Here is a 12,021-nt window from a genome sequence, read left to right on the forward strand (position 1 = left end):
CGTCCTCCGAGCAAGCGATACCACCGCGTCGCGCCCGAGGGCAAATGTGCTGGACGCCCCGACGGGTGGTAGCTACACTCCAACGCCATGAAGGGTTTTCTGCCCCTCGCCGGGGTCCTGCTGGCAGCCGCGAGCTGCGGCCACCCTTCCCTGGGCCTGAAGCTCCCCAAGGCAGGCCCGCCGCGCGCACGCGTCTCCATTCCACCCGCGGTCAGCGACGAGACGTACCCCCACTTCCGCCAGCTCTACGAGTCTCTCCCCTCCACGGCAGCCGAGCGATCTCCTTTTCGGCGGGTGCTCCTGGCACACCTGGAACAGCAGGCTGTCCTCCTCGCGCGGGAAGACCAGCCGGGTGAGGTGGCCAAGACCTTCAGTGAAGCCCTGACCCTGTTCGACGCCGCGGAGATCCATCGCGGCGTCCCGCACGACGGCGGGCTCGACCGAATGGCGCAGCACGTGGTTCGCCTCTTTTCCCCCCAGGGAGACGAGGCCCAGGTCATCCCCGCGCTCTGCGTGCGCATCAGCCTGCGGCCGCGCGACAAGCGTCTGAAGGAGGAGCTCGAGGAGATCGTGCAGTGGGTGGAGCAGACGGTGCAGCTAACCTATGGACGGGGTTTCCGCGGCGCTCGCATGGTGCGCGTGATGGAGGACACCGCCAAGGTCTGGCCCTCGGCCTTCGTCCTCGAGACGCTCCGCCGTCTGTACCTCCTACGGTCGGATGCGCTCTCACGGGCGGCGCCGATGGATCGCGTCTTCTCGCGGGCCATGGACCACCCCCTCGCCGCCCTCCTCTACACCGGCTACAGCATGGCCCGGGCGTACCTGCGCGTGGACCGTGCGTACGAAGCGCTGCAGCGCGTGCGCGAGATCGGCGGCGAGGTGCCCCACGACGGGCAGCTTCGGCGGCTGCTCGAGCGGGCGGTCTCCCCGCTGGCCTCGGTCGATGACCAGCTCCGGCTCGCCACCTACTTCGAGGAACGGGACCGAGACGTCGCCCTGCGCGTCTGCCGGGCGGCCGCCGAGCGCTACGTCGACGACCCACGCCTGCACGGCTGCACCGGACGGCTCGCGGCGGCCGAGGACAAGGTCCCCCTCGCGGTACGCAGCTTCGAGACCGCCCTCGCCCTTCGTCCTCGGGACCGCTCGACCGCGGAGGCTCTCGCGCAGCTCTATCAGCGACAGCTCTTCTCGGCGATCGAGGGCGAGCGGCTGGGGGAGGCCACGCGCGAGGTCGAACGCATCGAAGCCTTCTACCGCGCGACGGAGAAGCGCCTCGGCGGAGCTCCGCTCAAGCCGTCGCTCGGTCGGGCCTACTACGCCATCGGCCACGGGCACTACAACGCCGGACAGATCCCGGCCGCGGAGGCCGCCTTCAGAAAGTCTCTCCGTGCCGAGCCCTCTCCGGAGGCGCACGTGCAGCTCGCCACCATCCGGGTGAAGGCGGGCGACGGTCCGGGCGCCGGTCGGGCCCTCGACGAGGCGGCGCGCATTCCCATGGCGACTCCCCAGGAGCGGCTGTACTGGCAGGCGCGGTTGGAAGGTCTGCGAGGCGCCGCGGCCGAGGTCGCCGACGACAAGGCGGCGAGCCTGGCGGCCCACCGCCGATCGGTGGAGGCCTGGGATCAATGGCTGCAGCTCGGTCTGCGTCCCGAGGCCCGCGCGGAGGCGCTCGTGGCGCGGGCGCGGAGCCTCATGGCGACGGGGCAGAGAGCCCTGGCGCTCGATAGTCTCGACGAGGCCGTGGACGCGGAGCCCAGCCGCAAGGAGACCTACGCGGACGTGGTCGCGATCCTCGCCACGCACGGTCACCTGCCGGAGGCGCTGGACGCGTACTATCGTGCCCTCGGACGAAAAGAGGTGACCGAGTACCTCAAGACCTACTGCACGTTCTGGGTGATCGGCCTCGCGCGCCGAGCGGGTCGCGAACCGGATCCGCTGGCGCTGCAATTCCTGCGGGGACTGCGCACGAAGGCCTGGTACGGGCGGCTGGCCAAGCTGGTCCTCGGCTCCGCACGCTTCGTAGACCTCGAGAAGCACGCCCGGACGGTCGGCGAGCGCGCCGAGCTCTACTTCTACCGTGCCGACCAGTTGCTCGGCGACGGGAAGCAGGCCGAGGCGGAGGCTCTGTGGCGCAAGGTGCTCGCCACGAGCATGATGGCCTTCTTCGAGTACGACATGGCGGCGCACAACCTGCGTCACGGCCCCACGAAGGTCAAAGTGCGGCCCCTCGACCGCCAGATGGCGCGCCGCCCGCCCGCCACCCCGCCGGCCGCGCCGGCCCCCGCCGACGAGGAACCGTGACGTCCTTCTTGCGGCCGTGGCCCACACGTACAGGCTTCATGCTGGCTCTCCTGGTCGCGACGCTCTGCCCGGCGCGGCCGTCGCGTGCCCACCCTCCGCAGGGGCTCAGCCCCCAACAGCTCGCCCAGCTCGCGCGCTGGGAGGTCCTCGCCTCCTCGGAGCAGGTGTCGGGTGCCGGGGTCATGCAGGGCAAGGCGCTAGGTCTCTTCCAGGAGGTACCGGAAGCGCTGGTCCACACCATCCTCGACATCGGGCGGTACAAGTTCTACCTGCCTCGCATGAAGAGCTCGCGCGTGGTGAAGGTGCAGGGCCCGCACACCTTCGCGGTGCTCGAAACCGATTTCCCCTGGCCCGTGCGCGACGCCTGGGTCTACATCAAGATGACGTACACTCGCACCGGCGCGAGGAGCTATCGGCTGCGCTGGTGGATGGAGAACGGGACGCTCAAGCAGTACACCGGAGAGGCGGAGATCGTTCCCTTCGATGCGCAGGCCACGCGAACGCTTCTGACCTACAAGCTGCTCGCGCAGCCGAAGACCGCGGCCCCGGACGGCGTCATCTCGAAAGGCGTGCGCAGGGTCGCCGAGGTGTTCGTGCAGCGCCTCCGTCTGCGCATCCAGGCCTTGCGGAAGTACAACAAGCTCCCCGCGGGCTTGCTCAGCCTCTACCGATGACCGGCGCATCGGTCGCTTCGCGGGGCCTCTTCGCGGGGCCGCTTTGCTTGACAGCCCACAGCCACGCCGCTAGATTACCGAAGTTTTTCGCGGCGGCATAGCCAAGTGGTAAGGCAGAGGTCTGCAAAACCTCCATTCACCAGTTCGAATCTGGTTGCCGCCTCTACCTCGTCCCCCCGCCTGAGCCGCACCGCACTCCTCCGTGGCCGGGCTGCACGATAACGCCCGTGGTCGACACTCCTCAGGAGGACCCCGTATGCAGCGCGCAGCGTTGATCATCGCCGCCTGGATCCTTCCCCTGACCGCCTCGTTCGCGCAGAGCGAAGGCGGCGCCGGCGCGAAGCGCAAGGGTCCGGAGAGCCCCGAGGCGAAGTGGCAGGTACGCAAAGCCCCGACGGTGGAGCGCATCGAGCCACGCTCGGCCGGCCCTGGCGCCGTGGTGGAGCTCGTCGGGCAGAACTTCGACGAGGCCACCACCGTCCGCTTCAACGGCCGCCCGCTTCGCCCGATCTTCCGCTCCGCAACCCGGATCAGGGTCCGCCTCCCGACCACCGCCGTCAGCGACCGGTTCGTCGTCGCGAAGCCGGGGTTCGACGAGCTCACCACGGAGCCCGCCTTCGAGGTGGTGCGGGCTCCCGCGATCGCGCGCTTCACGCCGCAGCGCGGGGACCCGGGGATCTCCGTCACGATCGAGGGGAAGAATTTCCTGTCGAGCGACCACGTGGTCCTCGGGACCGTCGAGCTCAAGGTGCGGTCGGCACAACCCGAGCGGCTCGTCGTCGTGTTGCCGCGCGAGGTGCAGTCCGCCCGCTTCGGCGTGAAGCGCGGAGACAAGATCGCGGCCTGGTCGACGGAGACCTTCCAGGTCAGCCTGCCCCCCCCGGTCATCACGAAGGTGGAGCCCGTACGCGGGGGCCCCGGCACCGTCGTCACCGTGACGGGCCGCCACTTCGACAGCGCGGACCGGCTCGAGCTCGCGGGCAAGCCGCTCCTCGTGAAACGACGCACGGCGAGCTCGATGGAGGCGGTGATCGGCCAGCACGCCTCGGGCGCGATCGTCCTGCGCGGAGCCGACGGCCGGCACGCCGAAGCCACGGCCCGCTTCACGGTCGCACGTCCGCCGGTGGTAACCGGCTTCTCTCCCGAGTCCGGGCCGCCCGGAACGCGCGTGACGATCTCGGGCGCTGGGTTTCTGGCGGGGGACGAGGCGCTGATCGGCGACGCGCTTCTCACCGTCCGCAAGGTCACCGACGAACAGCTCGTGGCGGAGGTGCCGGAGGGGGTCTCCTCCGGCCGCCTGGCCGTGCGCCGCGGTGAAAAGATCGTCGCAGCCCGGGGGCGCTTCGTGGTGGCGCATCCTCCCGCGGTGAAGGCCTATAGTCCGACCGGCGGCCCGCCCGGCACGACCGTCACTCTGGAGGGCACCGATCTGACGGCTGACGCGCAGGTACTGCTCGCGGGCCAGAAGCTCAAGGTGCTCCGGCGGCGCATCCCGACCGCCATCGTGGCCAAGCTCCCCGAGGACGCGCGCACGGGCACGCTCGTGGTCGTGAGCCGCTCCGGGACCTGGTCGAGCACGACCACCTTCGAGGTGGCCCAGTTCCCCACTCTCTCGGCGGTGGTGCCGCTGAAGGGAACGGCGGGCTCGCGGATCGCGCTCTCCGGTCAGAACTTCCACAAGGGAATGGGGGTGCGGCTCGGCGAAGCGGAGGCACGCGTGCTGTCCGTGAGCGCGACGAAGGCCGTCGTGGAGTTGCCGGCCGAAGCGAGCACTGGCCGGCTGGCGCTGGTGAGCCGAGGCCGCACGATCGCGAGCGCCGTCACCTTCACGGTCGAAGAGCGCCCGGCGGAGCTGGCGTTCACCTTCGCTCCCGCCGTCGCGAAGCGCGGGGCCGAGGTCACGCTCACGCTGACGCCCCCGCGCTACGAAGTAGCGGTCTTCTTCGACGACCGTCCGCTCCCCCGGCGCGTGCTCCAAGGGGGAAAGACCGTGATCATCACGGTGCCGAGCGACGCGCGAACCGGGCAGCTCGAGGTGGAGTACAACGGCCGGCGCTACAAGGCAGACCGACCGCTCAAGGTGCGATGAGAGGGAAGTAGAAATGCCGCGGGAAGAGGGGGAAAGCGACCGCCGGCCGGGGCGGGGCCGCCTGGCCGGCAGGATCTAGAGTTTTAGCCCACCGAGCGGATCCTTGGTGTCCCCCACCTTGATCCGCTTCGCGGCCTTCTCGGCCGCGGCCTTCGCGCGCGCCTTGCGGTCGGCCAGGTTCGCCTGCCGGTCGTTCTGCGCCTTCAGCTGCTTGCGGATCAGCTCCTTCTGGGCGTCGGTCTTGGCGCTGGAGAGCTTCTCGGAGAGCTCCTGCTTCTCCTTGTTCAGCGAGTCCTGCTCGGCCTGGAAGCGCCGCGCTTGGTCGGCCACCTCGCGCTTGAACTTGTCGGCCTCGGCCTTCTGCGCCACGAGAGCCTTCTCCTGCTCCTCGGCGTGCTTGCTCTTCTGATACCCGAAGTACCCGAGGCCCGCCACGACGAGCACCAGCACGCCGATGGCCATCCCGATGGGGACCCATGGAACTTTCTTGGCCAGCGCCTTGGCCTCGGCTTCCATCTTGATGCGGTGCTGCTCGAGGTGCATCTCCGCCTCGACCCGCGCCCGCCGCTCCGCTTCGGCCACACGGACGCGCCCTTCCCGCTCCTGCCGCTCCCGCTCCTCCTGCTCGCGCCGAACGCGATCCTCCTCAGAACGAACGCGATGCTCCGCTTCGTCGCGAGCGCGGCGCTCGGCGTCGATCCGGGCCTGCACTTCCGCCTCCTGGCGATTGCGCTCCGCGTCGCGCTCCTTGGTCACCCGGTCTTCCTCGATTCGCCGCAGCTCCTTCAACGACACGAGGACGGAATTGGGATTTCTCTCGGCCATCGGGGCCTATCCTTCCTTTCGCGGGGTCTACCGATCACCGCTCCGTCACCGGAGCGGCCGAGCGTTCTACCGGGGGCCAAAACCCGGCCAGAACCTCATAATCAGGTGCTTATAGCACCGAGCCCTACAGGTCGCAACCACCCACAGATTAGCAGATCTTCGATCCGATGTGCGCACCGTCACCGGGCCTAGTACGGGAAACCTGGGCGAAGTTTCCCCGCGATCCACGGATCTCGCGCCCCCCTGAACGCCTCGAGGCAGGAGAGCCACCAACCACCGTGATGCTGCCGCCCTTCCCCATTCTCCCGGCCCCTAGGCTCTGGACGGGACCGTCCCCCCGGGCTATAGGGACGGAGCCATGGACGGGAGAATCGACCTTCACTGCCACGTCCTGCCGGGCCTCGACGACGGTCCCGCGGAGCTCGAGGCGGCCGTCGCCCTCGCGCGCGGCCTCGAGACCCTGGGGTTCGACGTGATCCATCCGACGCCCCACCAGAAGGCCCGGGCCTGGGCCCCCACGCGCGAGGAGCGAGAGGGAGCCGCCGACCTCTTGCGTCAAGAGCTGGCAGCCTCGGAGGCGAAGATCCGCATCGCCCCGCCGGGCGGGGAGAACATGTGGGACGAGCTCTTTCTCTCCCGCTGGGAGGACTTCTCCTTTCCCTGCTACGAAGGGGACAAGGCTCTGCTCGTGGAAATCTCGCCCGTCGGTAGCCCCCCTCAGCTCCTCTCGCGCCTCTTCGACCTGCAGATCAAGGGACGATTGCCGGTGCTGGCCCATGTGGAACGGTATCTCGACTTGATGAAGGATGACGAGCGCGTGGAGCAGCTCGGGTCCAAGGCCGCCCTGCTCGTGAACCTGACCACCCTCGGCGGCCAGGGGGGCTGGCGCCTCCGCTCCCGGGCGCGAAAACTCACCCAGCGGGGCCTCATCCACGCTGCGGCGACGGACGCGCACAGCACCGACGACCTGGCCGCTGCCGCCGCGGGCATCGACTGGATCCGTCATCACTTGGGCGAGGAGGGGGTAGCCCGCCTTCTTGTCGAAGGCCCCAAAGCCATCCTAGCCGGCGAGCTGCCGCAGTGGTAGGGTGCGGGCCTTTCATCCGCCGGGCGGACCGGCAACGCAACACGGAGTGAGCGCATGGAGACTCTGGCGAGGAAGTTCAAGGACAAGACAGCGCGCATCGTCGTGGTGGGCGCGGGGTACGTGGGGCTGCCGCTGGCCGTGGAAGCGGCGCGCGCGGGCCTGGAGACGATCGCGTTCGACGTGGACGAGCAGAAGGTCCGCGCTGTCAATGCCGGCACCTCCTATGTCGGAGACGTTCCGGACACCGACCTCAAGCCCCTCGTCGAGTCCGGCAAGCTGCGCGCCGCGGCCGACCCCGTCGTCATGGCCGGCGCGGACGCCGTGATCATCTGCGTGCCGACCCCGCTCAACAAGACCAAGGATCCCGACGTCTCCATGATCATGTCGGCGGCCGGGGCGCTTCTGCCGCACCTGCACCGGGACCAGCTCGTGGTCCTCGAGTCCACCACCTACCCCGGCTTCACCCGCGAGGTGCTCAAGCCGGCCCTCGAGCGGACCGGCCTCAAGGTGGGACGCGACGTCTTCCTCGCCTTCTCCCCCGAGCGCGTGGATCCGGGCAACCCCCGCTTCCAGACCCGCAACACCCCGAAGGTGATCGGCGGAATGACCGATGCGTGCCAGAAGCTGACGGTCGCGCTCTACAGCCATTTCATCGAGAAGATCGTCCCCGTCACCTCCTGCGACTCGGCCGAGATGGTGAAGATCCTCGAGAACACCTTCCGCGCGGTGAATATCGGCCTCGTCAACGAGGTCGCCCTGATGTGCAAGAAGCTCGGGATCAACACCTGGGAGGTCATCGACGCCGCCTCGACGAAGCCCTTCGGCTTCATGCCCTTCTATCCAGGGCCGGGCCTCGGGGGGCACTGCATCCCGGTGGATCCTCACTACCTCTCGTGGAAGCTGCGCACGCTGAAGTACAACGCGCGCTTCATCGAGCTAGCCGGCGTGATCAACTCGGGCATGCCGGAGGTGGTCACCCAGCTCGTGGCGGACGCGATGAACGACCGGATGAAGACGGTCAACGGCTCCAAGATCCTCGTGCTGGGCGTGGCCTACAAGCCGGACATCGAGGACGTGCGCGAGTCGCCGTCGCTGGACGTCATCGAGCTCCTCGCCGCGAGGGGCGGGCAGGTCAGCTACCACGACCCCTACGTGCCCAAGCTCGTCGAGGGGCACCTCACCATGGAGAGCGTCCCCTTCGACGCGCTCGGCAGCTACGACTGCGTGGTGATCGTGACCCACCACAAGTGCATCGACTACCTGAAGCTCTGCAAGGAAGCGCAGCTCGTGGTGGATACCCGCAACGCGACCAAGGGCCTGCGCTCCGACTTCGCCGAGAAGATCGTCACCCTCTAGTTCTAGAGCACCGAACAGGTTGACCTCGGTCGTGAAATCGCCGATCTGCGTCGCATCGCTGCGTTGCTTCTCGGTCACATATTCCCGATATGCTCCCTCGTCGCGCCTTGCGCTGCTCGCATCTCGACGATTTCACTCGGTCGGCCAAACTGATCGGTGCTCTAGGCAGTGAAAAAGCTCCTCGTCCGCCTCCTCCTCTCGCTGCTCATCGGCGGCGGGATGCTCTACCTGGCCACGCGCACGATTTCTTTCGATGGCACCTGGGCCGCGCTGACCGAGGCGCGGTGGTGGCTCCTCGTGCCGTACCTCGGCGCGATGGTCCTGCAGCACCTCTTTCGGGCCTGGCGCTGGGGACACCTCCTGGCGCACTTCGAAGTGGTGCCCTTCACCCGGCTCCTCCCCCTCGCCACCGTAGGCTTCTTCGCGATCCTCGCCCTCCCCTTGCGCATGGGGGAGCTGGTGCGCCCCTTCCTCGTGGCGCACCCTCCGAAGCTCAAGATGAGCCACGCGCTCGGCACCCTGGCGGTCGAGCGCGTGGTGGACGGCCTCATCCTGGCGCTGCTGGCCTTCGGGGCCGTGGCGGAGGCGCGCACCCGCGTGCCCGTGCCCTCCTGGCTCGTCGCCACGGGGTGGATCGCCCTCGGGCTCTTTCTGGCCGCGCTCGTCGTGCTGGTCATGACGATCTGGCAGCGAGAACGGGCTGTGACCCTCTGCCGGCGCCTCTTCGGGCTCGTCTCCGAGCGACTGGCGGAGAAGGCCGCCGGCGTGGCGCAGGGGATCGTGGAGGGCTTTCGCGTGCTACCCGACCTGCGCCGCGTGCTCCCCTTCCTCCTCGGGACCGCGCTCTACTGGATCTTCAACGCGGTGGCGATCTGGGTGCTCGGGCTCGCCTTCCGGATGGACCTCTCGTTCGCCGCCTCGATCGGCATCATGGGGCTGGTCGGTGTGGGGATCATGATCCCCGCCGGCCCCGGCTTCGTCGGCAACTTCGAGCTGTTCGCCGACGGGGCACTGCAGCTCTACCTGCCTGCGGCGCAGCGCAAGGCGGTCGGCGGAGCCTTCATCCTCGTGAACCACGCGCTGAACGCCAGCTGGTACGCGGTGGCCGGCCTGGCGGGGATGCTGGCCTCGCACGTCTCGATGGCCCGCGTGGTGGAGGTCTCCGTCGAGAAGCAGGACGACGCGGCGGCGCCTCCTCCCGCCGAGAAAATGGACAGCGACACCCGCCCGGCGGATCCTGGGGCGGGAGTCGCTCCATGAATCGCATCCAGCACCTCGTCACAACCACCGCCTTCCTCGCCGCCCTGGCCTCCTCGGGCAGCGCGGCGGCGAAGGCCACTCGCTCGCTGGACTGGTCTTTCTCGGCCATCTGGTCCAGCACCATCCGCCTTCTCCGGGTGGATCGGGGCTACAAGGTCACCGACAAGGACAAGGAGAACGGATTCATCCTCTTCGTCTTCCCGGGAGCCGGCGCCGTGAAGGAGTGCGCGGCGAACCTGGAGATCATCCCGGTCACCGATGAGCACGGCTACCGGCGCATCCGGCTGCAGCTCGCGATCGCGCACCAGCCGTCGTACATCGAGGTGCAGCTCCTCGACGACCTCGAGCGGAAGCTCCAGGAGGAGCACGGTAGGCCGCCGCCGCCCAAGCGGAAGGAGCCCGAACAGAAGCCCAAGCCTCCGGCGCCGAAGCCGGCTCCCTCCCCCTCGGACGAGGTCTCCGTCACGCGCCTCGAGCACCGCGCGCGGCTGCGCCATGACGCGTCTCGCCAGACCCGGCCGCCCGCGTAGCCTCCCACGGTCGTCCCACTGCCCGCCTGCTCGCGCGGCAATCCCCCGGTAGTCCATCACAGGGTTCGGGAATCACGTAGCGAAACCTCCCGAGGCAACGTCCACATCGCAGCGCGTGGCCCCCGCCCGTCGCGGCACGATGCCTGCAACGTGGCCGGCGCAGTCCACCCCAGAGAGGTCTCGATGAGCTCCCGACCCCCTTTCGTTCGTGGTGCGGGCGGCGTGTACGGATGGGCGACCTATCTCCTCGGCGCGGTGCTGTGCACGGGTCTGCTCGCAGGCTGCGGTCTGGCCGAGTCGGGCGACGACCTCCGCGCGACCCCGGCCGATCCGGCCAGCGGTCGAGCGATGGCCCAGGCGCAGGACCGCTGCGGGGGCCAGGCCGACGGGGCCATCCAGCAGCTCCTGGCGCAGGTCGCCGCGGAGTACGGAAAGCTCACGGCCGAGCAGAAGAAGCAGCTCTGCTCCGACGCCTTCAGCCTCGGCGGCTGGGAGGTGAACGAGTGGTTCGCGGCCGAGGTCTACAAGAGTACGCAGGCGACGAGCCCCGAGGGACTCTGCGGAGACGGAGCCGCGGCCGGGACGCTCACCATCTCCGGGCAATGCCACTTCGCGGGAGAGGTGAACTACATCCTATGGGGCTACATCAACGGCCTCTGTGGAAGCTGGCTCTGGACGACCAAGGCGGCCGTCTCGGCGTATCGCGCGACGCACCTCGACCCAGCGGGGACGGATCCCCGCACGCAAGACCTGGACGGGCGTAAGGCCTGGACCGAGGTGGGCTGGAGGATGGCGAAGGGCCTGGAATGGGAGCTGCCAGCGCCTTCGAAGGGCTACGCGTACCCCACGTGCAGCGCGTCCCTCTCCAACACCATTCAGTGGGTGCTCGGGCAATCGGGCGAGGGGCACGTCTTCCTCAATACCTACTTCGAGGCGGCGCCCGCGGGGCAACCCCTGAAGACCGACTGCGCCACGCTGCGCGCCGTCTGCACCGGTACCTGCTTCGGCGCCGGGTGCTGCAAGGCGAAGGACCCCGACTGCCGGGGCTCCTTCTTCACCTGCGGCCCACCGCCGCGCTGCGCCCCGTAAGGGCCATCGCCTCCTGGCGCCTCGCCGCACGAGGCCGACCGCAGCTCTAGCCAGCTCGTTGGCGCAAATTCGGCGGCGCAGAAACTGCGCGACCCGGCAGACCGCCACGCCAATCGCCCGTCCAACCATCGATGGTCTCAGCCGGATCCGGCGGGCTGCGCCTCGTCGCGGCCACGGTCGACGCATGGTCCGGAAGGTGCACAGCGGGCCTATCACGCCGGCACCCGTCGGGCGTCGAGGCCCCACACGGTGTGGCCCACACGCGCGACACGGACGAATCGACGCCGCGACGCCAGCGCACCAAGAGGAGAGGACGACCATGCGATCCCTGACCCCCTACCGGCTAACCGCAGCTCTCGCGTTCACTCTGGCGCTCGGCATGCCCCTCGCCTCCTCGGCGGCCGAGGGCCAGGCGCGCGCCTCCGTCGCCGAGCGCGCTCGCGCCTGGCTCATCGGGCGGGCCTGGACCCAGAAGCGGCTCGACAACGCGGTGCAGATCGCCGTCTACGACCGCACGAAGACGGTTCCGCATCCGCACCTGCACACGCTCTTCACCCCGGACAAGAAGAGCTACTCCGGAGCTGGCGGGCTCTCGGCCGAGGGTCTCGTCAGCTGGAGTTCGCTGCCCGTAGCCCCAAAGGCCTTCATGCCCCCGAAGGGTGCCAGCCTGCAGTGGATGACCTATCACGTGACCAAAGAGCGCATCGGCTTTGGCGATCTCGTGCGCGCCGCGCTCGGACTCGGCCTCGCCAACGTCTCCGTCACGGCGGTCAGCCGGCCGCTCATCACGATGTAGCCCCTGGCTGCGGC

General features: G+C 69.1%; 10 protein-coding genes and 1 tRNA gene. 10 read left to right on the forward strand and 1 reads right to left on the reverse strand.

The window, feature by feature from the left end:
* Positions 1-87: 87 nt before the first annotated feature.
* From IT371_18735 to IT371_18750, 4 genes are all read left to right on the forward strand, one after another.
* Positions 88-2,301: a hypothetical protein gene (locus IT371_18735; GenBank protein MCC6749710.1), complete on the forward strand. Its 2,214-nt coding sequence runs from the start codon at positions 88-90 to the stop codon at positions 2,299-2,301.
* 38 nt (positions 2,302-2,339) lie between these two features.
* Entirely contained in the window at positions 2,340-2,975 is a 636-nt protein-coding gene (locus IT371_18740; GenBank protein ID MCC6749711.1) for a hypothetical protein, read from the forward strand.
* A gap of 91 nt (positions 2,976-3,066) precedes the next feature.
* A tRNA-Cys gene (locus IT371_18745) sits at positions 3,067-3,138 on the forward strand.
* A 93-nt stretch (positions 3,139-3,231) separates the two neighbouring features.
* A complete protein-coding gene (locus tag IT371_18750) occupies positions 3,232-5,064 on the forward strand; it encodes an IPT/TIG domain-containing protein (GenBank protein MCC6749712.1) in 1,833 nt (610 codons plus the stop codon).
* A gap of 75 nt (positions 5,065-5,139) precedes the next feature.
* On the opposite strand, the gene IT371_18755 is transcribed toward IT371_18750, so the two are convergent.
* Positions 5,140-5,889 (reverse strand): hypothetical protein, encoded by a 750-nt coding sequence (locus IT371_18755; GenBank protein ID MCC6749713.1) that lies wholly within the window; start codon positions 5,887-5,889, stop codon positions 5,140-5,142.
* 358 nt (positions 5,890-6,247) lie between these two features.
* Here IT371_18755 and IT371_18760 point away from each other — a divergent pair, with 358 nt between their 5' ends.
* The 6 genes from IT371_18760 (at position 6,248) to IT371_18785 (ending at position 12,007) form a co-directional block, all read left to right on the forward strand.
* Positions 6,248-6,976 (forward strand): hypothetical protein, encoded by a 729-nt coding sequence (locus IT371_18760; GenBank protein ID MCC6749714.1) that lies wholly within the window; start codon positions 6,248-6,250, stop codon positions 6,974-6,976.
* 54 nt (positions 6,977-7,030) lie between these two features.
* On the forward strand, positions 7,031-8,332 hold the full coding sequence (locus tag IT371_18765; protein ID MCC6749715.1) for a nucleotide sugar dehydrogenase: 1,302 nt from the start codon (positions 7,031-7,033) through the stop codon (positions 8,330-8,332).
* A 168-nt stretch (positions 8,333-8,500) separates the two neighbouring features.
* Positions 8,501-9,592 carry a flippase-like domain-containing protein gene (locus IT371_18770; GenBank protein ID MCC6749716.1) on the forward strand — a complete coding sequence of 364 codons (1,092 nt, stop codon included), beginning with the start codon at positions 8,501-8,503 and terminating at the stop codon, positions 9,590-9,592.
* Positions 9,589-10,122 carry a hypothetical protein gene (locus tag IT371_18775; GenBank protein ID MCC6749717.1) on the forward strand — a complete coding sequence of 178 codons (534 nt, stop codon included), beginning with the start codon at positions 9,589-9,591 and terminating at the stop codon, positions 10,120-10,122. The genes IT371_18770 and IT371_18775 overlap by 4 nt, the downstream gene beginning before the upstream one ends.
* Before the next feature lie 183 nt (positions 10,123-10,305).
* Positions 10,306-11,211, forward strand: a complete 906-nt coding sequence (locus tag IT371_18780; GenBank protein ID MCC6749718.1) for a hypothetical protein — start codon at positions 10,306-10,308, stop codon at positions 11,209-11,211.
* Positions 11,212-11,530: 319 nt separating this feature from the next.
* On the forward strand, positions 11,531-12,007 hold the full coding sequence (locus IT371_18785; protein ID MCC6749719.1) for a hypothetical protein: 477 nt from the start codon (positions 11,531-11,533) through the stop codon (positions 12,005-12,007).
* Positions 12,008-12,021 lie beyond the last annotated feature (14 nt).

The organism is Deltaproteobacteria bacterium, from assembly GCA_020848905.1.
Lineage (GTDB): Bacteria > Myxococcota_A > Polyangia.